This is a genomic window from Paraburkholderia kirstenboschensis, assembly GCF_032806925.1.
GTDB classification, from domain to species: Bacteria; Pseudomonadota; Gammaproteobacteria; order Burkholderiales; family Burkholderiaceae; genus Paraburkholderia; species Paraburkholderia kirstenboschensis.
This window is the reverse complement of record NZ_CP136512.1, coordinates 360,643-382,609: the sequence shown is the minus strand read 5'-3', so window position 1 is coordinate 382,609 and position 21,967 is coordinate 360,643. Positions and strand designations below refer to the sequence as shown.

Genomic DNA, 21,967 nt, shown 5'->3' with positions numbered 1-21,967 from the left:
TTGTGTGCAGCTGTATGCGGAGCGGGATCAGTTCAGTGCGCCGGAGTCAGCGTCGCTGCGCGGCGGCGATAGAGTGCGAACGTTGCCATGAGGGCGCACGCAGCGGCGAAGCTCATCCAGTAGCCGGGTGCGGCCTTGTCGCCCGTCATGTGAATGAGTGCCGTCGAGATCGCCGGCGTGAAACCGCCGAATACCGCCGTCGCGAGGCTGTAGGCGAGCGAGAAGCCCGCGACGCGTACTTGTGCCGGCATCACTTCGGTCAATGCGACGACCATCGCGCCGTTATAGATGCCGTACATGAACGAGAGCCAAAGGAGGGCGAGCAGCATGTTGAGGAAGCTCGGCGCGTGAGCGAGCAGCGACAGTGCCGGGTGCGCAGTCGCGATGGCGAGCACCGTCATCGCGACGAGAAGCGGCCAGCGACCGATCCTGTCGGAGAGGGCACCGCCGATAGGCAGCCACACGAAGTTCGACACGGCGACACACAGCGTCACGAGCAGACTGTCGGCGGTGTTCAAGTGCAGAACCGTCTTGCCGAAAGTCGGCGCGTAGACCGTGATGAGATAGAAGCTAGCGGTGGTCATCGCCACCAGCATCATGCCTGCAATCACCACGGTCCAGTTCTGGACCAGCGTGCGGAAAACCTCCTTCATGCTCGGACGATGCTGACGAGCCTTGAACTCCTCCGTCTCCTGCAGATTACGACGCAGCATGAAGATGAACGGCACGATCATGCAGCCGACGAAGAACGGAACGCGCCATCCCCACGCCGCAATGGTCGCGGCGTCCATTGACTGGTTGAGCGCGAAGCCGAGAGCCGCAGCCACGACGATCGCCACCTGCTGGCTCGCGGACTGCCAGCTCGTGAAGAAGCCCTTGCGGCCCGGCGTGGCCATCTCGGCGAGATACACTGACACGCCGCCCAACTCCGCGCCCGCGGAAAAGCCCTGCAGCAGCCTCCCGACCAGCACGAGTGCGGGCGCCACAAGGCCAAGCGTCGCGTAGCCCGGCACGAACGCGATCAGGATGGTGCCGCTCGCCATGATGGAGAGCGTGACGATAAGGCCCTTGCGGCGACCGACGTCGTCGATGTACGCGCCCAGCACGATTGCGCCGAGCGGTCGCATCAGAAAACCGGCGCCGAAGACCGCGAAGGTCATCATCAACGAGGCAAATTCGCTGTCAGCGGGAAAGAAGACCTTGGCAATCTGCGTGGCATAGAAGCCAAACAGGAAAAAGTCGAACTGCTCGAGAAAGTTTCCGGCCGTTACGCGGAAAACCGCCGCGGCCTTTGAATGTCCCGGCGAAAGGGTAGAGGGCGAGGGGTGCATCGTTGTGTCTCCTGAAATCCCGAAAAATGCTGGGGTCCGCTCTTTGTGGTTTCGCGAATATTGGCCCTTGCCCGGCAAAACGATAAGTGCAATCTTTTCAACGATTGATGTGCAATGGTTATCAATCGATACTTCTCTCACGGTGCACATAGCATTAGTCAGGCGACAGGGCAGCACAGCTACCGGCGGCGTAAGCGCCCGTCGATGAGAAAACTCGCGCTGTGCGTGGCTCCGCAGCGTGGTTGCGGCACAATTCTGCGATTATTGCTGACAATCTGATCTGCTGGAACGAGCATGGAACTAAGGCATCTTCGCTATTTCATCGCTGTTGCTGAGTTGCGCAGCGTGCGGGCGGCATCCGAGCAGCTGCATGTGACGCAACCGGCGATTTCCCGCCAGATACAGGATCTCGAAGACGCCATCGGCGCCGCGCTGTTCGAGCGCACGCCGCGCGGGCTGAAACTGACGCCCGCCGGCGATGCGTATCTGTCGGAAGCACGCGAGATCCTCGCGCGCGTCGATGCCGCGAACCGGCTGGCGCGGCGCATCGCATCGGGCGTGCAAGGTCACCTGCGCATCGGCTTTGTTGAAAACGCCGTGTGGAGCGGCATCGTTTCGCGCGCGTTGAGCGCTTTCGAACAGGCGGCGCCGAATGTCGCCCTCGAACTCACGCCGATGAACACGCCCGAGCAACTCGACGCGCTCGCCGCGGGACGGCTCGACGGCGGCTTCTGCTATCGCTTCGGCGCATTGCCGGAAGGCATCGCGAGCCTGCACGTGCTCGATCAGAAGGTGGTGCTTGCCGTGCCGGAAGAGTGGCCGCACGGCAGCGCGGGCGCGGTCAGCGCACATGAACTCGCCGGCAGGCCGTTCATCGCCTTCCCGCGTCGCGTCTATCCTGCCTACTACGATCGCCTGCTGTCCGCCTGGCCGAACGCGGGCTCACGCTCGATATCAGACAGGAGGCGTCGACGGAAACGGCGATCCTTTCGCTGGTTTCGGCGGGGATGGGTGCGGCCATCGTCAATGCCGCGAATCGCGACCGGCCGCCCGCGCGAGTGCGCTTCGTCGACTTGCGCGACCTGGAGATTTCCCTGCCACTCGAATTCTGCTTCGTCGCACATGAGGCGGCGCACGAAGCGAATCCCACGCTGAAGCGTTTCCTCGACCTGCTGATATAGCGGCCGGCACGCGATGCCTGCAAGGCATCACCCGGCGCAGAAAACGGCATTGGCCGCACGTTTTCTCGTCACCGATAGTAAAGACACCTTAGGCTCTTTACTGTTCGCGCCATGTCCACTTCCGCTTCGCTCATCGCTACCGATATCGACTTCGAACGCTCGGGCTTTCAAACCGGGACGCTGCGTCTGCCGTATTCGCACGACCGCTCGGCATACGGCCACGTGCCGATCCCGCTCGCCGTGCTCAACGCTGGTGCGGGTACGGGCCCGACCGTTCTACTGACAGGCGGCAATCACGGCGACGAATACGAAGGACCCGTCGCGCTGATGAAGCTGATGCAGCGCATGCCGTCGATGACCATACGCGGTCGCCTGATCGTGATACCCGGCCTGAACTTCCCGGCATGTGCATGCGGACCTTTGCACGCGTGGAGCCCGGCGACTGTATCGCGCTGCTCGCTCAGGAAGCCAACGCCGATTGAGCTGATCGAGCTGATCGAGCTGATCGAGTTGATCGAGTTGATCGAGCCGAGTCCATTAACGCCGGAGACCGCATATGAACGTTCACCCTGTTTCAATCCAGCCCGCCGATGGCGTCGCGCGCAGCGAGTCTTTCGACAGCGTGCGCCATCCCCTGTATGTCGTGCTGCTGTTCTTCGTCTGCTTTGCATTTTCGTATCTGGACCGCCAGGTCGTCAGCATTCTCGTGCAGCCGATCAAGCAGTCGCTCGCGCTTACCGATACGCAAATCGGCCTGCTGCAAGGATTTTCGTTCACGATGTGCTACGCAACGGCAGGTGTGTTCGTCGCGAGGCTCGTCGATCGCGGCAACCGGGTGAAACTGATCGCGGCGTGCATTGCAATCTGGGCGATTTCGACAATGGCGTGCGGCTTCGCGACCAACTTTACGGAACTGCTGGTCGCCCGCGCCGGAACGGCGGTCGCCGAGGCTGCGTTGAGCCCTGCGGCGCTGTCGATCTTCAGCGACATATTCGCGCCGCGCCGCGTCGCGCGTGCGAGTAGCGTGTTCATGCTCGGGCCGTATGTAGGCGGGGGCGCCGCGCTGTTCGGCGGCGGCATGCTGTTGTCGGCGGCAGCAGCGGGCGACGGCAGCGCATGGCTCAGCGCACACGGCTTTTCGCCGTGGCAAGCGGTGTTCGTTGCCGTGGGATTGCCGGGCCTGCTGTTGGCCGCGCTCGTCGCGTTCACGGTCCGCGAACCGGCGCGGCTCGAAACGAACATGCATGGCGCCCATGCGGAGAACGAGATGCCGTCGCTCCGCGAAGTGCTAGTCGAACTGTTCGTGCGTAATCGCTTCTGCCTGCCTTACTTCGCGGCCTACGTCGCGCTGATCACGCTGTTCTACTCGCACGCCGCATGGTTCCCGACCTTGTTGATGCGCCATTTCCACCTCGCGCCGAAAGCCGTCGGACAGATGGCCGCACCTGCGTACATCGTCGGCGGTATTCTCGGTGTGGCATGCGCGGGGATGCTCGCCACGCGCGTCACCGACGACACCACCTTGCGCAAGGTGCTGGGCTTCTCCGCATGCGCCGTTGCATTGCTGGTGCCCGCCGCCATCGCGATGCCGCTCGTCGCGAGCAGCGGCCTTGCCATCGTGCTCTATGGCGCGAGCGCATTTACCGCCAGCATCGCGATGGGACTTGCGCCCGTGCCGTTGCAAATCGCCGTGCCGAACCGCATGCGCGGCCGTTCGCTGGCGCTGCTCGTCTTCATGACGAATGCGATCAGCGGTGGCGTGGGCCCGCTGTCGGTTGGCTATCTGAACGAACGGCTGGGCCAGACGGGAATGAGTCTTGGAAACGCACTGGCGCTGGTCGGTGGAGTCTCGGCGCTCGTCAGCGCGTTACTCTATGCCGTGGCGACCCGGCGCGTTCGCGCTGCGACGGCTCAGTGAATCTCGGACTGAGACACATACTGAAACCTGCATTCGAACCGAAGAGAACGGATTGCCATGAAACCCGCCTCACAAGTCCATCGCGTCGGCGCCGCGACCATCGCGCGTGTCGATGAAACCGGCTTCGCGCTCGCGCCGAACCTGTTGTTCCCGGCGTGGAGCTATGAAGGTGGGCGCGAGCTCGAGGAACGCTTCGCCACCGAAAGTCTCGATCTCACCAACGCGCGCGTGCCGTTGAAAACGCATCTGTGGGTCGTGGAAGTCGGCGGCGTCACAATGGTCGTCGATACGGGCATCGGCAACGGCAAGTCGCGGCCGTTCAGCGCGCTGTTCGACAAGCTCGATAACCCCGTGCTCGAACGCTTCGAATCGGCGGGCTTCAGGCGCGAGGATATCGACTACGTGCTGCTCACGCATCTGCACGTCGATCACGTCGGCTGGAATACGCATTGGCAGGACGGCCGCTGGGCGCCCGTGTTTCCGAACGCGACGTATGTGTTCGGCGAGCGCGAACGCGACTTCTTCGCTAGCCCGGAAGGCGCGGCGGATGGTATTCGACGACAGTGTGCTCCCGGTCATCGAGGCCGGTCAGGCACGTGCCGTGCCGGATGCGGGTGAGGAGATTCTCGACGGCATCCGCTTTCTGCCGACCTTCGGCCATAGCATCGGTCATATGGCCATGGAGATTCGTTCGCGCGGCGAGACGGCGCTCTTTTCCGGCGACGTGATGCACAGCGCGGTGCAAGTGCATCGGCCCGAATGGAATTCAATGTTCTGTCTCGATCAGGAACAGGCCCGCGCTTCGCGCGAGCGTCTGCTCGCGCATGCAGCGGACACGGGCGCGACGGTGTTCGCCGCGCATTTTGCCGAGACATCGGCGGGGACCGTGCGGCGGGTCGGAGAGGTTTTGAATGGCGCTATGCGTGAGCGAAGGAAAGCGAGCGTCCCGCGCAGTTCATCGTGGATACAGCACGCATGATCTCCGCGAAGGACGCATCGAAGGCCGCGATAAGCCTTGAACCGTTCTCACAGGTAACTATGCTGTAAGAGGGTGGGAGTCCAATACTGAAACGGCTTCCCGCTCAAATCGATAGCCCCGCAGGACGACGGTCAACATGGGCTAGCGCTGACGCGGCGGCTTCGAACCGCAACGGTGTACATCATGCGTTCTGCTCGTTTCCGGGCGGTGGCAGGCCTGTTCGCGCTGTGCGCGTGGAGCGCGCTTTACGCCGCGCCTGGGCCGGCTTCCATGGCTTCGCCTGCTTCGTCGCCGTCCGTGCCTTCCAGACCGGTGCCTGCAAGCCCGCCGCGCCGGATCGATCTGACAAACAAGCCTTGGCGCGGCGATTTCGACGCGATGCTCGAACGCCGCGTGATCCGCGTGCTCGTACCTTTCAGTCGTACGCTGTATTTCAATGACCGAGGCCGCGAACGCGGGTTGACCGCAGATTTCGTGCGCGATTTCGAACGGTACGTCAACAATACCTACGCCGATCGCCTCAACAAGCGTCCGATCACCGTGGTCATGATTCCGACGACACGCGATCGGCTGCTGCCTGGCCTCAACAGCGGCATGGGCGATATCGCCGTTGGCAACCTGACGGTCACCGACGAGCGTCTAAAACAGGCCGACTTCATTACGGCGCGCGCCCTCAAGCCAACGCGTGAACTGGTACTGACCGGGCCGAAATCGCCAGAATTGTCGAAGCTTGACGATCTAAGCGGAAAGACCGTACAGGTGCGCCGTTCTAGTAGCTACTACGAAAGTCTGATTGCAGTTAATAGCCGCTTCCAGAAAGCCGGCAAGCCGCCCATGCGGCTTGTGCTGCTGCCGGATGCGCTCGAGGACGAGGATGCGATGGAGATGCTGAACGTCGGTCTGCTTCAGATCCTGGTGGTGGATGACTGGAAGGCGCGGATGTGGGCCCAGATGCTGCCGCAAGCGAAGGTGCACGACAACATTGCAGTGCGTGATGGAGGCTATGTGGGTTGGGCTATCCGCAAACAGAGCCCCAAGCTGAAAGCTGTGATCAGCGATTTCTACGACAATTTCATTACGAAGCAAAGCGTCGCGGAGGTCCGCCTCAAACAGTATATGCAAGGCATCAAGCAGATCCATAACAACGCTGAGAGTGCCGAACTCAATCGCTTTAAACAGACCGTGGCTTTATTCGCGAAGTACGGCCAGCAATACGACTTCGATCCGCTCATGCTGGCAGCCCAAGGTTTTCAGGAGTCGCAGCTTGATCAGAGGGCCAAGAGCCGGGTGGGGGCGGTCGGCATCATGCAATTAATGCCGGCTACGGGTAAGGAACTCAATGTCGGGGACATCCGAATAGCGGAGTCGAATATTCATGCCGGCGCTAAGTATCTTGATCGACTCATGACACGCTACTTTCAGGACGCGCACTTCTCCGAGGTAGATCGCCCGCTGTTCGCCTTCGCGAGCTATAACGCCGGCCCTGGGAACATCGCGAAGATGCGCAAGGAGGCCGCGGCCCGGGGCCTCAATCCAGACGTCTGGTTCAACAACGTCGAGATCGTGGTGGCGGAGAAGATCGGCATCGAGACAACCACCTACGTGCGAAACATCTACAAGTACTACGCGTCGTATCGCCTGCTCATGGAAGCGCAGGCGCAGCGAAGCCACGCAGCGCAGCAACTGGGCCACTAATCATCATTCGTACATTTTGAACACGTCAGGATTGCGTCTGCGCCCCGTGGGCCTAGCGTTGACGCCGGATGTTTTAATTGTTTTGTTCGATGATATGGAGCGATCCTTTTTCGACGGCGGCCTATGCAAAGGCCTATCACGGAATCTGACGCGGCTGAGGTACCAAAAGCGGCGCTTCACTAGCAGGGTCGCCAATATTTTTCCGAAAACTCCTCACTACCGTGCTATCGCGCAACTAGTCAAATGCGCTCAGACAGTCGCCAAGGGACCGGCTGGCGGCGCACTGAATTTCAGGCGAACCGCGCGGTCACCGCGCCCGGTTTCCTACGGCGGAAACGCCTGCTCGCATCGGCAAGGCTCGCGCTTCAGTGGTGAACGTGCCGCACCGGTGATCCCGTTGCCCCAATCACAGCGGCCGCTCGTGCATGCATTCTTGCCGCTGATGAAGTCGTTTCATGTGGATGGATTGCAAAGTCGTACCCGTTCATCTGTTCATCGATGACAAAGCCTGCGACTCTCATCGCGTCCATCGAATTGCCGTCCACGTCGTCCCATTCACGAATCGCGCGGTTCATTTTAGTGAGTGCGGCTACAGCAAGTAATACGGCGTCGGTCTCGGTGATCTTGCCTTCAAGGTCATCTGCCAGGTAGTCCGCAACACGTAGAGCCGCGTTGATCAGGTCGCTGTCGTCGATCAGGTCCGTCAATACCGACTGAACCACTGCGAGGCAGGCATTTTTGCGTGCGAGTGCGATATCTGTCATGAGGTTCTCCAGAGTCGAGGTGACTGGGCAGCGACCTTCGACGGCCGCGTCGACGAACGGTGCAAATACCGCTCGGCCATTACTGCGGCGGCTACGGCAAAAGCGATATCAGGTGCGACACAATTTACTCCGAGTTCTCGCCCTTGCAAATCGAAGACGCAGAAAGCGAAGCCGCTACTGGTTTGGGGCTGTCGGGCACTCTCACCTGGTGTTGCTCATAGGCTTCTCCTCAACATCCCTGAGGGCCCGCATCGGCAGATTCATCGTTATGCGAACCCTGAAACCTCTCGAAACTGGTCGATATAGCCCTTTTAGCTGTCAGCATGACCGGCTCCGCGGGAGCCCGCGTTCAACCGCACGGTTTTCCATTACTCGTTTGAACTGCTATGTTCGACGCGCAAGATTGACTATCTTTGACTTGAGATAGGTCCAACACAACAGGAAGAGCCCGCTATGAGAGCACTCGAAGTAGTAGGTCGGCTTGTCGTGGTTAGTTGCCTGACGGCGACGCCCAACGTCTACGCGCAAAGCAGCAGCGACATGCACACGGCGTCAAGTCCGGTTGCACATTCCGGGAAGGCGACGCAGGCGGACAAACAGCTGGCTCGCGATGTTCGCAAGGCGTTATCGAAAGCGCCCAACTTCAACGTATCGAACGTATTCGTCAAGGCGCGCGGCGGTGTCGTGACATTATCCGGCAGCGTGCCGGACGGTCCTCAGATCCAGCAGGCCTCGGAAGTGGCGACGGGCGTGACGGGTGTAACGTCGGTGAGTAACCATCTGTCGCTTTATACAAAGGGGTACTAACGCATCACCACGGCTATTGGAAGAAGTGACCACGGAGGTTCGGCAGTTTATTGACCGTGTGCGCACATGCACCCCTCACGGTTGGGCGCCCATGCTGTTCAGTGAGAGAACGGTGCAGCCGACTCAAGGCCGTTAGCCGGCAAGGGCTATTCACGTACGGGAGGGCAACACAATGGCATTCGTCTTGTTAGCCGCGTTCTTCCTCACCTCGACAGGAATTCTTGTAGGCGTCGCGATATCCCCGCCGGCGCAGCGATCCGAGTCCGGTTCAATGGCAGCCGGCTCGACGGTTCCTCAATCGACACAAGAACTGGCGGGTAAGTACATTGTTTTGCGACAGGATGCTCAGCCGCAGTGAAGGAAGGAGCAAGCACTCGCCTAACATTCCGACGCATGCGCTCGCGCCGCCAACACCGCGACGCGGGTGCACCTGCGCAATGTGCATCGCCGCCTGTTCGCGGCGGAGCAAACAGGTTGGACTGGCTGAAACAGCACGGTGCTCTCAAGGCGCAACCGTGGCGCTGTCCTTCGAATCCGACGAGCGTTTCTCTAACGAATCGCCCAGTCCTGGCAGCCTGAATCGCCGTATTGGGCGTAACCCACTGGTCGTTGCTGATCGCGCGCAAGCCGGTCGCGTGAGGCGAAATTCGGCCGTCTCCAGCTAATCAGCACAATGATGCTAGCGCCATTCTTCGCATGTCCGTTCTCGCCTTGTACGCGGTCACCGGAGAGTCAGGTCTTCTGGATTTCGGTGAGCGGCGGGAAGTCGAACTGCGCGGCCAGCGCCATTCCATAAGCGAAGATGCGGTGATCGCCTCCCAGCGCAGCAGTCGCCCGCGTTGCAGCGGTCAGCAACAGATTGCACGCGGCTCGCATCGTCTCGCTGGCGCCGAGCCGATCTTTCGGGCCGGACAACGTCAAGGCGCCCGCAAGCTCGTTATTTGGACCGAATACGGGTACCGATACCGCTGCGGTGTCGGGGTCGCGCTCTCCATAAGACAGAGCCCACAATCGCTCGCGCACGGCATCGTGATTTGCCCGCGAGGGCTTTGAAAAAGCGATGAGAATCTTCCCGGATGCGCCACGATCAATCGGAAACCGTTCGCCTTCACGAATCGACACGCGGACCGACCGAGGCGGCTCCACGCGATGCAACACGACGCGATACTCGCCTTGCCTCACATAAAACGACGACGTCTCGCCCGAATCCGCCGATAGCTGCCGCAGTACCGGCTCAATGACCTCACGAATGTGGAACGACTCCTGGAATATCTGCGCGAGCCTGAGCGGTTCAGGACCGATCGAATAATTTCCGTCGTCAAGTCTGCGGATAAAACCGCCACGTTCGAGCGAACTCAGCAATCGCAAGATCGTGCTTTTGTAAAAGCCGGTGCGCCGCGCGATTTCGGCAAGCGAAAGCGCACGTTCGCCAGGCTGGAAAACGCTGAGGATGGCAAACGCCCGGTCAAGCGCCGCCACTCCGCCTTTGTCTGCATCGTCCGATCGCATTGCGAATACCGTTCTGTGAAGCAGACCATCCTAGAGGTTCGTCCGGCACGCGTCAATTCTCGGCCTTTGCGCTCATAACGATCGTCAGACTCCCGCCGCTCCGCTCCCTTCGCAGGGTCGAAAACTAGGGTAAACACGTTCGCAATGTTCTGTCAGGAAGAATGATATTCCGAGGAACAGACCAACCAACTGGGTTTACCCGGTTGATGGCACCGCTATGTCTCCGTATAGTTTTCCATAACAGAACACCGTTCTTTACAACAGAACGCTAAGGAGGACATTTTGAGCGTTTCTATGCCTTGTCATGTGTTGGTTAGCGAAGTGGGTCCACGAGATGGTCTTCAGAGCATCAAAAGCGTCATGCCAACCGACGCGAAATTGCGCTGGATCTCAGCGCTCGCCGCAGCCGGGTTGAAGGAAATCGAAGTCGGCTCGTTTGTGCCCGCAAAGTTGCTGCCGCAGATGGCCGACATCCGGGAGGTCGTGGCGCATGCATTGACGATTGCCGGACTGCACGTTGCGGTCCTCGCGCCCAATCTTCGCGGTTGCCAGGCGGCATTCGAATCAGGTGTGCATAAGGTGACCTTGCCGGTATCGGTGACTAACGAGCATTCGATGGCGAATATCCGTAAAACCACCGGCGAGATGATCGAGGAAGTCCGGAAGATCGTCGCATTGCGAGACGCTGAATATCCTGGCATTGCAATCGAAGCGGGTGTTTCAGTGGCCTTCGGCTGCACGATCGCGGGCGCAGTCAGCGATGACCAGACGATCCGGATGTGCGCCGCGATGGCGGAGTGCGGAGTCGATGAAATCGGCCTGTCCGATACCAGCGGATACGCAAACCCAACGCAGGTCCGGCGTCTCTTCCGCCGTCTGCAAAGCGAGTTCGGCAGCAAGGCGGGCGGCGCCCATTTCCACAACACGCGCGGCCAGGGTCTCGCCAATGTGGTCGCGGCGCTCGAGACAGGTGTCACGACAATCGACGCCAGCCAAGCCGGTCTTGGCGGATGCCCATACGCTCCCGGTGCGACCGGCAACATCGTTACCGAAGACCTCGCGTTTCTCCTCGAATCGATGGGATACGACACCGGAATCGACATCGATTCGCTCGTCGCCGCGCGTTCGATCCTCACCGAAGCCCTGCCCGCGGAAGCCTTGTACGGCCACGTGCAAGACGCCGGCTTGCCCAAAGGATTCAGATACGCGGACGGCCGCAGCCCAGGCGCCGTCCAACCCGAAGGCTGTCTCAAGGGAGTCGCGCAATGAGTGACGTCGAGAACAAACAATCGCTGCCGTACAGCGGCGTGCGTGTGGTCGAGATGACCCACATGGTGATGGGTCCCACCTGCGGCATGGTGCTCGCAGACCTGGGCGCAGAAGTCATCAAGGTCGAGCCGATCGCTGGCGACAGCACCCGCGCCCTGCGAGGTTCGGGTGCAGGCTTCTTCAGCACCTTCAACCGGAACAAAAAAAGCATTGCCGTCGACGTCAAAGATCCGCGTGGGCTGGAGATCGTACACAAGCTGCTAGGCAGCGCCGATATCTTCAGCGAGAACTTCAAGAGCGGAACGATGGACAAGCTGGGGCTTGGCTACGCCGCCCTGTCGAAGCTCAATTCGCGCCTTGTCTATGTTTCGCACAAGGGCTTTCTGCCAGGTCCTTACGACCATCGCACGGCACTGGACGAAGTCGTGCAAATGATGGGCGGGCTCGCTTATATGACCGGACCCGAAGGGCGTCCGCTGCGCGCCGGCACGAGTGTCAACGACATCATGGGCGGTATGTTCGGCGCCATCGGCTCGATGGCTGCGCTCGCGCAGCGTGAACGCACCGGTCATGGTCAGGAAGTGCAGAGTGCGCTCTTCGAGAACAACGTGTTTCTCGTCGCGCAGCACATGATGCAGTTCGCGGTGACCGGCCAGGCCGCCGCACCGATGCCAGGCCGCATCTCCGCATGGGCCGTGTACGACGTGTTCTCCGTCAAAGACGGAGAGCAGATATTCCTTGCCGTGGTCTCGGACACTCAGTGGGCGCTCTTCTGCGATGCATTCGGGCTGAATGACCTGAAAGCGGACGAACGCATCGCCACCAACAACCAGCGGGTTCAGGCGCGGGACTGGTTGCTGCCCCGGCTGCGCCAGCACATGGAGGCGTTCAGCGCGGCGCAGATCAGCGAGATTTTCGAGCAGATCGGCCTGCCTTACGCCCCGATCACCAAGCCGCAGGATCTGTTCGACGATCCGCACCTTCTCGCAACCGGCGGACTCGCCGATGTGACCTTGCCGCCGGATGCAAGCGGCGCCGGAAAGCCGGTTGCCACGCGAACCGCACTGTTGCCCCTGACCCTTGCCGGTGAACGGCTGCGCTTGCGGGCCGCACCGCCGGCTCTCGGGCAGAACACGCAGGCGCTTCTGTCCGAGCTTGGCTATACGGCCGACGATCTCAGGCAGCTGACCGAGGCCGGCGTTGTCCGCTGTCAGGAACGGCAGCCGGGCGATCAGACGACGCCGTCTGCCAACGAGCTTGCCAGCGCCTGACGCGGCTAACGCATCAAACCACCCGGCCGCGCCAATCCTCGCAGCGGACCGGCGAAGTGTATGGAGACGACGATGACATCTATATCCCAAGGCATGGCTGCCGACAGCCTCGACGCCAGTTCGCTCGAACAGCAGGCGGTGCGCAAAGCGGCGTGGCGCTTCATTCCGCTGCTCGCGCTCGCGTACTTTTTCAATTACCTCGACCGTACGAGCGTCGGTTTCGCCGCTCTGACCATGAACAAGGATCTGGGGCTCACTGCAACCCAGTTCGGCTGGGGCGCCGGCATCATGTTCGCTGGATATTGCATCTTCGAAGTCCCGAGCAATCTCGCGCTCTATCGCTTCGGCGCGCGACGCTGGCTTGCGCGGATCATGATCACGTGGGGCCTCATGGCCGCCGCGACCTCCTTTGCTGTGGGACCGAACAGCTTCTATGTCATCCGCCTGCTGTTGGGAATCGGCGAAGCGGGCTTCTTCCCCGGCGTGATCTTCTTCCTCGCTCTCTGGTTTCCCGCTCAGTACCGCACTCGCGTACTTGCGTGGTTTACCGTCTCCACGCCGCTTTCATCGCTGATCGGCGCACCGCTTTCGACCTGGCTGCTGCAACTGGATGGCGCGTTGGGGCTGGCGGGTTGGCGGTGGATGTTCATCATCGAAGGATTGCCCGCATGCGTAATCGGCTTTCTCGTGCTGAAGATGCTTGCCGACCGGCCCGCCGATGCGAAGTGGTTGTCGGCCGCCGAACGCGACGCTCTTCAGGGCGCGTTCGATCGCGAAGGCTCGTCGTCGCGGAAGGAGAAGCACTTCGGAGCCGCACTCAAGGATGTGCGCGTCTACATTCTCGCGATGATCTCGTTCGGCTTCACGATGGGCTCGTATGGAATCGGTATCTGGCTGCCCCAGATGCTCAAGGCGCACGGAATGAGCGTTACGCAGACCGGCTGGCTCTCCGCGGTGCCTTACTTCTTTGCCACGATCGCACTGCTGTGGTGGGCCAAACGTGTGGATCGCCGCGGTGGAGCCATTGCGAACCTTGCCGCCGGCCTCCTTATCGGCGGAGTAGCGCTTGGCGTATCCACCCACTTTCACCAACTCGGCCCGGCGATGGTGGGCGTGACGCTGGCACTGATCGGCACGATTGCCGGACGCACCATTTTCTACACGTTGCCCGCCCGGTTTCTGTCGGGGCAGGCGGCCGCTGGAGGGTTTGCACTGATCAATTCGATTGGCGCATTGGGAGGCTTCGCCGGACCGTATCTCGTAGGCTACCTGAAGGACAGTTTCGGCACCTTCACGGCCGGAATGATGGGGCTTGCGATCGTGCTTGGTATCACGACCCTGCTAACGCTGTCGCTGTATGCATTCAATCGCGAGAAATGACCATGAACACGATTCGCTCACACGGAAGGCGCAGGTTTCTCGCCGCTGCGGCAGCATCGGTCGCGGCTTCTGTCATGGAAACCAGGCATGCGTTCGGCGAAGAGGAAACGCGCAACATGAAGACAACCAGTAACTATCTGCCGGTTCGCCCGGAATGGCTCGCTTCGGGCACGGAAGCCGCCATCGAGCCGGAGATGCCGATCGTCGACGCACATCATCATTTCTATGAACGTCCCGGCTGGATCTATCTGCTCGACGACTATCTGGCAGACGTCCGCTCCGGGCACGACATCACGGCGTCCGTCTTCATGCAGGGACTGACTCGCTACCGCCAGACGGGTCCGGAGGAGCTACGGCCCGTGGGAGAAACGGAGTACGTCGCGAATGCCGTTGCGGCGCTGCCCGCCGGTTCGCCGCAGGTCGCGAAGGGCATCGTGGGCTACGCGGATCTTCGTCGCGGCGCTGCCGTACAAAGCGTTCTCGACGCACATATCGAGGCCGGCAAAGGGCGCTTTCGAGGCGTTCGGCATCTGGTCACGTGGGATGCGGATCAAACGCTGGTCAATCCGCTCTCCGCGGTTCCGCCGGGTCTGTTGCTCGACTCGAAGTATCGTGAAGGTGTCGCGCAACTGGCGCCACGCTGCCTGTCTTACGATGCGTGGCTCTTCTTTCCGCAGCTTCCCGAGCTATTCGATCTCGCCAAGACGTACCCCGACATGCCGATCATCATCAACCACTGCGGCGGGATCGTGGGCATCGCCAGCTATGCGGATAAGCGCAAAGAGGTGTTCGACAACTGGTCGCGCTCCATGCGTCAACTGGCTCAGCTGCCGAATGTCTACGTCAAGGTCGGCGGTCTGGGGATGCGGATCAACGGCTTCGACTTCGAGAAGGGAGAGCGCCCACCATCGTCGGTTGAATTGGCCGAAACGTGGAAACCGTGGATGCATACATGCCTCGAGGCCTTCGGTGCGAACCGTTGCATGTTCGAGGGCAATTTCCCGGTCGACAAAGGCTCATATCCGTACAGCAACGGTTGGAATGCGTTCAAGCGCCTGACTGCGCACGCAAGCGCCGACGAACGTGCGGCGTTGTTTCGCGGCACGGCATCCAGCGTTTATCGGCTTGCTTGAGCGACGTGCGAAGCGCCGGCGGAGACGGGCGCGATTATGCGCCCGGCCCGGCCCGGTCCAGGAGAGTCAGCATTCGACCAGCGCCTTGACGACGGTCCGCCCAGGCTCCATCAGCTTCGGGAACTCTGTAGGTACGTCAGCCAGGCTCATCCGGTGAGTATTGAGCGCCTTGTCGGGGATGCGGCCTGCGCGCATCGCTTCAAGGACCGTCTCGAAGTCTTCCGCGGTCGCATTGCGGCTGCCGAGCAAGGTCGCTTCGCGCTTGTGAAACTCCGGATCGGAAAACGTGATCTGGCCGGGTACGATCGAAATCAGCACGTACTTGCCGCCGTGGGCGATGAACTCGAAGCCGCGGTTCATCGCGTTGACGTTCCCCGTCGCATCGAACACTACGTCGAAGAACTCGCCGTCGGTGAGCGCCGCAAGTTCGTCGACGTCGTTCCGCCCGATCTGAACTGTCGAAACGGCAATGTGCTCGCTGCAGAACGCAAGTCGATCGGCGCGCGTATCCAGGCAGGAGACCCGCCCGCCGCGTAGGTTCGCAAACAGCATCGCCGCCATGCCAATCGGCCCCGCGCCCACGACGAGAACCCGCTGACCGGCCAACACGTCGGCGCGCCGAACCGCGTGAGCGCCGATCGCGAGAAACTCGAGCATGGCCGCCTGGTCCAGTGTCACGCCGTCGGCCTTGTGCACGAACTGCGCGGGCACCGACAGGTATTCAGTCAACGCGCCGTCACGATGCACGCCCAGCACCTTGATATTGACGCAGCAGTTGGTTTTCCCCTGCCTGCAGGCGATGCACTGTCCACACGACAGGTACGGCATCACATAGACGGCGTCGCCGGGCGCGACGTGAGCGCCGGAATCCGCCTCGGCGACTATGGCAGACAGTTCATGTCCCATCACCCGCGGATATTGCAGATAAGGCTGGTTCCCCGAGTAGATGTGCATGTCGGTGCCGCAAATACCCACGCGACTGACCCGCAAAAGTACTTCGCCGTCTGCGCGGTGAGGTGGTTCGCGGTCTTCGCGGCGCAGCACGCCGGGCGATTCACAAATGACGCTGAGCATTAGGCATCCTCTTTATTGGGCTTGTCGATCGCCGGACGGCTGATCGATTCTGTATAAACGGCGGACCTCGGGAACCGGAGCCGATCCGGCGATCAGCCCTTCGTGCTGCAAGGCTTGCCACAGCTCCGGCGGAAGTGGCGTTTCAAGCCATGCGATGTTCTTTTGCAACTGCTCGATACTGCGCGCACCGACGACGCAGGACACGACGGCCGGGTGGGCCAACGGAAACTGGAGTGCCGCGGCTGCGAGCGGAACCTCGAACTTCGCGCATGCGTCGGCAAGACGCGCGACTTTCCGTGCCACTTCGGGCGGCGCATCGGCGTAGTTGAACTTGCCGTTGCCCACGAGCACGCCGGAATTGAATACGCCGCTGGCGACGATCCGCACGCCGTTGCTCACACACTGGTCGAGTAGTGGCGAGAGCGCCTCCTGTTCGAGCAGCGTATAGCGGCCTGCCAGCATGACGAGGTCGAGATCGGCTTCCTGCATCGAGTCGACTGCGACCTGCCATTCGTTCACGCCGAGTCCAATCGCGGAAACGGCGTGCGCGTCGCGCAGCTCCGCGAGAGCCCGGAATCCCCCGCCACGCGTCAGTTGTTCCCAGTAGCGCGAATGCGCGTCGCCGTGCGTCGCCACGCCAATGTCGTGAACATAGAGGATGTCGATCGTCTGCATGCCGAGACGTTGCTGGCTATCCTCGTACGAGCGCATGATGCCGTCGAACGTATAGTCGAAACGAGGCCGGAAGGGCAGGGGTTGCGCCCAGTTGTCATCGCCCGCCTGAACCGTGTCGTCGGGCCGCATGAGCCGCCCGACCTTGGTGCTCAGTACGTAGCGTTCGCGCTCGCGCATCTGCAGCGATTGTCCGACTCGCCGTTCCGAAAGCGTATAGCCGTAGAACGGCGCAGTATCGAAATAGCGGATACCGGCGTCCCACGCCCACTCGAGGAGCGCATTGGCCTCGGCGGTCGACATGGGCTTGTAGAGGCCGCCCAGTTGTGAGCAACCGAGGCCGAGTGTGGTCATCGCCAACCCGCTTCGTGGCAGCGCGTGAGTTGCAATGGCTTTCATAAAGGGGTGTCTGAATGGAGGAGCTGCCGGCGGACGGCTTCCGGAAACCGCCGCGCCGGCCCGTTCGTCAGTAGAGAACGTTCTTGGCCTCGGACGAGTCGAGGTTCTGTTTCTCGACCATCATGACGCCCGTGTCCACCTGCTTCGAAACGGGCTTGCGTTCTATCACGCTGACGAGGGTCTGGATGCCCTTGTAGCCCATCTGATAAGAGCTTTGAACCGCGATGGCCTGAATCGTGCCGTCACGAACGAAGCCTTGCAGGTCCTGGTTGCCGTCGAAGCCGATTGCAATGACCTTGCCGCCTTTTCCGGACTGCTGAAGGGCGCGCCCCATCCCCACGGCGGTAGGCTCGTTCGCGCCGAATATGCCCTTGAGGTCGGGATTGGCCGACAGCACGTCGGTCGTCTGATTCAGGGCATTCGCCATCTGCGACTGCGAGTAGAACGGACCCACCAGCTGCAGCTTCGAATGGGCGGCGATGTACTTGCGGAACCCGCCGACGCGGCCGACTTCCGAGCCTGCCCCCGGCACGTACGACATGACCGCGACCTTGCCGGTCTGCCCAACCCGGTCGATCATGGCCTTCGCACAGAGTTCGCCGGCTTTCACGTTGTCGGTAGAGAGGAACGACTGGTAGTACTGCTTGCCGGCATCGGACACCGTCGAGTCGATCAGCACCACGGGGATATGGGCTTCCCACGCTTTCTTCATGGCGGGAACGAGCGCATCGGGGTCGGACGGCGCCAGCACGATGCCCGCGACATGCCGGTTGACGGCATTCTCGACCATGTTGACTTCATCGGCGATGGCCGACTCGGCTGCGGGACCCTGGAAAGTCATCGTGTAGCCCTTCGCATCGGTCATTGCGGCGGTCGCGCCTTTCTGGACGTTCTGCCAGTAGTTGGAGTTCGCCGTCTTCACGATTACGGCAATTTCGCCGCCCGCCGCCTGCGCATACGCGCTGAACATTGCACACATTGCTGCGGCCGCAGCCAGCACGGATACCTTTTTCATGTCTCGCTCCTTGATTGTGGTCTGGACTTCGTCTTCTGATTACAACTTCCGGTTTCGGAGTTGGTCGATCCATACGGTGCCGAGAATGACGACACCGATGATGATCTGCTGGATGAAGCTCGATACTCCGTTCATGTTCAGGCCGTTGCGCAGCACGCCGATCACGAATGCGCCGATGGCGGTGCCGGAGATCGTGCCGACGCCGCCCATCAGCGACGTGCCGCCGATCACCGCGCTTGCGATGGCGTCGAGTTCGTACATCACGCCTTCGTTCGGCTGGGCGGTGACGAGGCGCGACATCAGCACGCAGCCGGTAGCGCCTGCCAGCAATCCGGACAGGACGTAGGTGAAGAGCTTGACGCCCTGCACGTTGACGCCCGAAAGCCGCGCCGCTTCCGCGTTCGATCCGACCGCGTAGATGTGACGGCCGAGCGAGGTTCGCGAAAGCAGAACGGAAATCGCCACGAACAGGATCACCATGATGACGACGGGATATGGAATGCCTGGAAAGACCGTGTCGGGGAAGCCGTCAGCACCGATATGAGAGACCTTGAAGAGGGCGCCGTTGCCCGGTTCGCCGAAGGCGTCGCCGAGCCCGGAGACGGGTCTTGCGCCCGTGATCTGCAGGGCGAGACCGCGGGCGACGAGCATCATGCCGAGGGTTGCGATGAACGGAGGCAGCCCCATGCGCGTCACGCAGATGCCGTTGATCCATCCGCAGGCGGCACCGACGAGCATGCCGCCCGCCATCGCGACGGGTATCGGTAAGCCGGCCTTGACGAGCAGGGCGGCCGCGACGCCCGCCAGCGCCAGCACCGACCCGACCGACAGGTCGATGCCTCCGGTGATGATGACGCACGTTGCGGCCACGCCGAGATACGCAATGGACGTGACCTGCAGGGCAACCGTCATCAGGTTGCCGACAGAGAAAAATGCAGCACTGGTTAGCGAAAATGCGACGATCAGTACTACGAGGCTACCCAGCGCGGCAAATTTCTGGATCAGGTCGCGGCGTCGCTGTCGTGCCTGTTTGTCCGAGGCCTGCGTGCGGCCCGATGTGATTTCAAGCATGACTTCTCCCGGATGCGTGGTGCAAGATCTCCTCCTGACTGGTCTGTCTGGTTTCGAGTACTGCGGTAATGAGCCCCTCGTGAAACACGGCGATGCGATCGGTCATGCCGAGCAGCTCGGGCAACTCGGAACTGATCAGAACAACGCCCACTCCGTCCGCGGCCAGCCGGTCCATCAGCTTGTAAATTGCGTACTTCGCGCCGACGTCGATGCCTCGCGTCGGCTCATCGAAAAAGAGAATGCGCGAGCCGCGGTACAACCATTTGCTGATGACGATCTTCTGCTGGTTGCCGCCAGAGAGATTCCTCGCAAGCTGCCTGACCGTCGGTGTACGGATCGCGAGTTCGCGAACGTAGCGCTCGGCGATAGCCGTCTCTTCGGAAAAACGCAGGAAGCCACGCGACGAGATAGCGCGTACGTTGGCCAGCGTGATGTTTGCCGACACCGGCATCGAGAGTGCGAGGCCGTCTTTCTTCCGGTCCTCCGACAGGTAGGCGATCCCGTGGCGGATAGCCTCGCGCGGCGAGCGGATCGCCACGGGCGTGTCACCCAGCAGGATCGAGCCGGAGTCGGGCCGCTCGGCGCCGAAGATCGCGCGGGCGACTTCCGTGCGCCCCGCGCCCATCAGGCCCGCGAAACCGAGAATCTCGCCCTTGCGCAGGTCGAACGAGAGAGGGCCGAACGTGTCTGTCCGCTGCAGATCGCGCACCCGCATCAGGACCTGATCCGTGGGGACCGACTCGCGCGGCGGATACGCGTCGTCAAGTGCGCGGCCCACCATCCGGGCCACGATTTCGTTGATGGTGGTCGATGCGAAATCGCTCGTTGCGATGTGGCGGCCATCGCGCAACACTGTGACGCGGTCCACGATCTCCGCCATCTCGTCGAGCCGATGCGAGATGTAAAGAATCGCTACGCCGTCGGCGCGCAGTTCCCTGATGATCCGAAAGAGTTGAACCGTTTCCGATTCGGTCAGCGATGACGTGGGCTCGTCCATGATGAGCACGCGTGCATCCAGTGATAGCGCCTTTGCGATCTCCACCATCTGCTGCTGCGCAATCGAGAGGGCGCCGACCAATGTGGTTGGCGACACATTCAGCCCGATGCGCTGCAGGCAGCGCTGCGCGTTCGCGTTCAGCGTGCGGTAGTCGACGAACGGGCCGCGCTTGGGTTCGCGCGCAAGGTAGATGTTCTCCGCGACCGACAGGTGCGGCACCAGGTTCAACTCCTGATGGATGATTGCAATGCCTGCCGCCTGCGCGTCCGAGGTGGATGCGAACTGCACCGGCTTGCCCTCGTAGCAGATGACGCCGTCGTCCGCGTGGTATTGGCCGCTGATGATTTTCATCAGCGTCGACTTGCCCGCGCCGTTCTCTCCGCAGACGGCGTGTACCTCTCCGGAACGCAGATCGAGATCGATGCCATCGAGCGCCACGACCCCGGGGAACCGCTTGCTCACACCCTTGAGTTGCAGAATTTCCCGAGGTGCCGGCACATCGGGCGCACGGCCCGGCCTCCGCTGCGTGGTCGCTTCTGTCAATCCCGTCTCCAATTTGTTCAGGACTTTACCGTTCGACCCCGTGAAAAGCCGGTCGAGCGGTCAGTCCAATTTGGGCAGATTAAAACGCACAAACGGCTGTCTGGTCAAGCCAATGTAGAATTTCATAACTGTTCATTCCAGTAGGGAAAACCCCGGCGGCGGCGCGGTTGCGAGCCAGCCGAGGCCTTCGGGCCCCATGCTAGACTCTGCTGCGGTCCGTTTCGCGGCTCGTCGACAGGACATTTCGAACAATGAAGCAAACTGAACCAAAGCGGCTTTACCAATCTGTGGCCACGCAGATTCTTTCTCTCATTCGAAAGGACGAACTGGCGCCCGGCGCGCGTCTTCCGCCTGAGCGCGAGCTTGCCAATACGCTGGGTGTCTCACGCCCTTCACTGCGCGAGGCATTGATTGCGCTAGAAATCGGCGGTCAGATCGAGATACGGATGGGGTCGGGGGTGTACGTGCGCGCTCCGGACGAGGGCGGTGACAACGCCGTGCCGGCTCTGGGTGAAAGTCCGTCCGAACTGATGCAAGCCAGGGCGGCAATAGAAGGGACCGTGATCGTGCTGGCTGCCGGAAAGCTTTCGGCGGCCACGCTCGACAGGCTGCGACGCACTGTCGAGCGAATGAAACGCCTCGCAGCTGCCGGGAAGTCGCCAGTCGATGCCGACCGGCAATTTCATATGCTGATCGCGGAGACCGCGGGCAATTCGGTGCTAAGCCGCTTCGTTGCCGAAATGTTCGATAGCCGCCATGACCCGATCGCTGCGGCGATTCGTGACCACTCGGAAAGCACCGCAACCTGGTCGGCCGCGGTACGGGAGCACGAGGAAATTCTCAAAGCGCTGCAGACAGGAGATCCGATCGCGGCGCAGACGGCGATGCGGACGCACCTTAAAGCGTCGGAGGAACGCTGGATAGCAGGTGCATTGCGGCAGGAAGACGTTTAAGTTTCA

General features: G+C 61.4%; 18 protein-coding genes and 3 pseudogenes. 12 read left to right on the top strand and 9 right to left on the bottom strand.

What is annotated here, in order from left to right:
* Nucleotides 1-32 precede the first annotated feature (32 nt).
* Entirely contained in the window at nt 33-1,331 is a 1,299-nt protein-coding gene (tcuC, locus tag RW095_RS10375) for an MFS transporter (protein WP_317018893.1), read from the bottom strand.
* 294 nt (nt 1,332-1,625) lie between these two features.
* Here tcuC and RW095_RS10370 point away from each other — a divergent pair.
* A pseudogene (locus RW095_RS10370) lies at nt 1,626-2,512 on the top strand (LysR family transcriptional regulator).
* Between the two features lie 111 nt (nt 2,513-2,623).
* Nucleotides 2,624-2,917: pseudogene (locus tag RW095_RS10365) on the top strand (succinylglutamate desuccinylase/aspartoacylase family protein); the annotation flags it as partial.
* On the opposite strand, the gene RW095_RS10360 reads toward RW095_RS10365, so the two are convergent.
* Nucleotides 2,806-3,090 (bottom strand): hypothetical protein, encoded by a 285-nt coding sequence (locus tag RW095_RS10360; protein ID WP_317019934.1) that lies wholly within the window; start codon nt 3,088-3,090, stop codon nt 2,806-2,808. The pseudogene RW095_RS10365 and the gene RW095_RS10360 overlap by 112 nt on opposite strands.
* Here RW095_RS10360 and RW095_RS10355 point away from each other — a divergent pair.
* The 3 genes and pseudogenes from RW095_RS10355 (at nt 3,069) to RW095_RS10345 (ending at nt 7,104) form a co-directional block, all read left to right on the top strand.
* Entirely contained in the window at nt 3,069-4,430 is a 1,362-nt protein-coding gene (locus RW095_RS10355) for an MFS transporter (protein WP_317018891.1), read from the top strand. The two genes, RW095_RS10360 and RW095_RS10355, sit on opposite strands and share 22 nt — an antisense overlap.
* 57 nt (nt 4,431-4,487) lie before the next feature.
* Nucleotides 4,488-5,357, top strand: a pseudogene (locus RW095_RS10350) (MBL fold metallo-hydrolase).
* 235 nt (nt 5,358-5,592) lie between these two features.
* Nucleotides 5,593-7,104 (top strand): MltF family protein, encoded by a 1,512-nt coding sequence (locus RW095_RS10345; RefSeq protein WP_317019814.1) that lies wholly within the window; start codon nt 5,593-5,595, stop codon nt 7,102-7,104.
* Nucleotides 7,105-7,469: 365 nt separating this feature from the next.
* Here RW095_RS10345 and RW095_RS10340 read toward each other — a convergent pair whose 3' ends face one another.
* A complete protein-coding gene (locus RW095_RS10340; RefSeq protein ID WP_128597043.1) occupies nt 7,470-7,868 on the bottom strand; it encodes a hypothetical protein in 399 nt (132 codons plus the stop codon).
* Between the two features lie 453 nt (nt 7,869-8,321).
* On the opposite strand from RW095_RS10340, the gene RW095_RS10335 reads away from it, so the two are divergent.
* Both RW095_RS10335 and RW095_RS10330 read left to right on the top strand, forming a co-directional pair.
* A complete protein-coding gene (locus tag RW095_RS10335) occupies nt 8,322-8,675 on the top strand; it encodes a BON domain-containing protein (RefSeq protein WP_317018889.1) in 354 nt (117 codons plus the stop codon).
* A gap of 172 nt (nt 8,676-8,847) precedes the next feature.
* Nucleotides 8,848-9,033: a hypothetical protein gene (locus RW095_RS10330; protein WP_317018888.1), complete on the top strand. Its 186-nt coding sequence runs from the start codon at nt 8,848-8,850 to the stop codon at nt 9,031-9,033.
* 374 nt (nt 9,034-9,407) lie between these two features.
* On the opposite strand, the gene RW095_RS10325 is transcribed toward RW095_RS10330, so the two are convergent.
* A complete protein-coding gene (locus RW095_RS10325; RefSeq protein WP_317018886.1) occupies nt 9,408-10,184 on the bottom strand; it encodes an IclR family transcriptional regulator in 777 nt (258 codons plus the stop codon).
* 294 nt (nt 10,185-10,478) lie between these two features.
* Between RW095_RS10325 and RW095_RS10320 the strand changes: the two genes are divergently transcribed.
* The 4 genes from RW095_RS10320 (at nt 10,479) to RW095_RS10305 (ending at nt 15,237) form a co-directional block, all read left to right on the top strand.
* A complete protein-coding gene (locus RW095_RS10320) occupies nt 10,479-11,453 on the top strand; it encodes a hydroxymethylglutaryl-CoA lyase (RefSeq protein WP_317019813.1) in 975 nt (324 codons plus the stop codon).
* Nucleotides 11,450-12,724, top strand: a complete 1,275-nt coding sequence (locus tag RW095_RS10315; RefSeq protein ID WP_317018885.1) for a CaiB/BaiF CoA transferase family protein — start codon at nt 11,450-11,452, stop codon at nt 12,722-12,724. The genes RW095_RS10320 and RW095_RS10315 overlap by 4 nt, the downstream gene beginning before the upstream one ends.
* Before the next feature lie 72 nt (nt 12,725-12,796).
* Nucleotides 12,797-14,104, top strand: coding sequence for an MFS transporter (locus tag RW095_RS10310; protein WP_317018883.1), 1,308 nt, complete (start codon nt 12,797-12,799; stop codon nt 14,102-14,104).
* Nucleotides 14,105-14,106: 2 nt separating this feature from the next.
* Nucleotides 14,107-15,237, top strand: a complete 1,131-nt coding sequence (locus tag RW095_RS10305; protein WP_317018881.1) for an amidohydrolase family protein — start codon at nt 14,107-14,109, stop codon at nt 15,235-15,237.
* Between the two features lie 66 nt (nt 15,238-15,303).
* On the opposite strand, the gene RW095_RS10300 is transcribed toward RW095_RS10305, so the two are convergent.
* From RW095_RS10300 to RW095_RS10280, 5 genes are all read right to left on the bottom strand, one after another.
* Nucleotides 15,304-16,311, bottom strand: coding sequence for a zinc-binding alcohol dehydrogenase family protein (locus RW095_RS10300; protein ID WP_317018880.1), 1,008 nt, complete (start codon nt 16,309-16,311; stop codon nt 15,304-15,306).
* A gap of 12 nt (nt 16,312-16,323) precedes the next feature.
* Nucleotides 16,324-17,337: an aldo/keto reductase gene (locus RW095_RS10295; protein WP_317018878.1), complete on the bottom strand. Its 1,014-nt coding sequence runs from the start codon at nt 17,335-17,337 to the stop codon at nt 16,324-16,326.
* Between the two features lie 112 nt (nt 17,338-17,449).
* Complete coding sequence (locus tag RW095_RS10290; RefSeq protein ID WP_317018877.1) at nt 17,450-18,397, bottom strand: ABC transporter substrate-binding protein; 948 nt, start codon at nt 18,395-18,397, stop codon at nt 17,450-17,452.
* Between the two features lie 39 nt (nt 18,398-18,436).
* The gene (locus tag RW095_RS10285) at nt 18,437-19,468 is read right to left on the bottom strand and encodes an ABC transporter permease (protein WP_317018875.1); all 1,032 of its coding nucleotides are present in this window, start codon (nt 19,466-19,468) and stop codon (nt 18,437-18,439) included.
* Nucleotides 19,461-21,008, bottom strand: a complete 1,548-nt coding sequence (locus RW095_RS10280; RefSeq protein ID WP_394365119.1) for a sugar ABC transporter ATP-binding protein — start codon at nt 21,006-21,008, stop codon at nt 19,461-19,463. The genes RW095_RS10285 and RW095_RS10280 overlap by 8 nt, the downstream gene beginning before the upstream one ends.
* Before the next feature lie 251 nt (nt 21,009-21,259).
* Between RW095_RS10280 and RW095_RS10275 the strand changes: the two genes are divergently transcribed.
* A complete protein-coding gene (locus RW095_RS10275) occupies nt 21,260-21,961 on the top strand; it encodes a FadR/GntR family transcriptional regulator (RefSeq protein WP_317018874.1) in 702 nt (233 codons plus the stop codon).
* Nucleotides 21,962-21,967 lie beyond the last annotated feature (6 nt).

Coding starts and splice junctions, on each gene's coding strand:
- tcuC (WP_317018893.1), bottom strand. CDS start 1,331: ATGCACCCCTCGCCCTCTACCCTTTCGCCGGGACATTCAAAGGCCGCG.
- RW095_RS10355 (WP_317018891.1), top strand. CDS start 3,069: ATGAACGTTCACCCTGTTTCAATCCAGCCCGCCGATGGCGTCGCGCGC.
- RW095_RS10345 (WP_317019814.1), top strand. CDS start 5,593: ATGCGTTCTGCTCGTTTCCGGGCGGTGGCAGGCCTGTTCGCGCTGTGC.
- RW095_RS10340 (WP_128597043.1), bottom strand. CDS start 7,868: ATGACAGATATCGCACTCGCACGCAAAAATGCCTGCCTCGCAGTGGTT.
- RW095_RS10335 (WP_317018889.1), top strand. CDS start 8,322: ATGAGAGCACTCGAAGTAGTAGGTCGGCTTGTCGTGGTTAGTTGCCTG.
- RW095_RS10330 (WP_317018888.1), top strand. CDS start 8,848: ATGGCATTCGTCTTGTTAGCCGCGTTCTTCCTCACCTCGACAGGAATT.
- RW095_RS10325 (WP_317018886.1), bottom strand. CDS start 10,184: ATGCGATCGGACGATGCAGACAAAGGCGGAGTGGCGGCGCTTGACCGG.
- RW095_RS10320 (WP_317019813.1), top strand. CDS start 10,479: ATGCCTTGTCATGTGTTGGTTAGCGAAGTGGGTCCACGAGATGGTCTT.
- RW095_RS10315 (WP_317018885.1), top strand. CDS start 11,450: ATGAGTGACGTCGAGAACAAACAATCGCTGCCGTACAGCGGCGTGCGT.
- RW095_RS10310 (WP_317018883.1), top strand. CDS start 12,797: ATGACATCTATATCCCAAGGCATGGCTGCCGACAGCCTCGACGCCAGT.
- RW095_RS10305 (WP_317018881.1), top strand. CDS start 14,107: ATGAACACGATTCGCTCACACGGAAGGCGCAGGTTTCTCGCCGCTGCG.
- RW095_RS10300 (WP_317018880.1), bottom strand. CDS start 16,311: ATGCTCAGCGTCATTTGTGAATCGCCCGGCGTGCTGCGCCGCGAAGAC.
- RW095_RS10295 (WP_317018878.1), bottom strand. CDS start 17,337: ATGACCACACTCGGCCTCGGTTGCTCACAACTGGGCGGCCTCTACAAG.
- RW095_RS10290 (WP_317018877.1), bottom strand. CDS start 18,397: ATGAAAAAGGTATCCGTGCTGGCTGCGGCCGCAGCAATGTGTGCAATG.
- RW095_RS10285 (WP_317018875.1), bottom strand. CDS start 19,468: ATGCTTGAAATCACATCGGGCCGCACGCAGGCCTCGGACAAACAGGCA.
- RW095_RS10275 (WP_317018874.1), top strand. CDS start 21,260: ATGAAGCAAACTGAACCAAAGCGGCTTTACCAATCTGTGGCCACGCAG.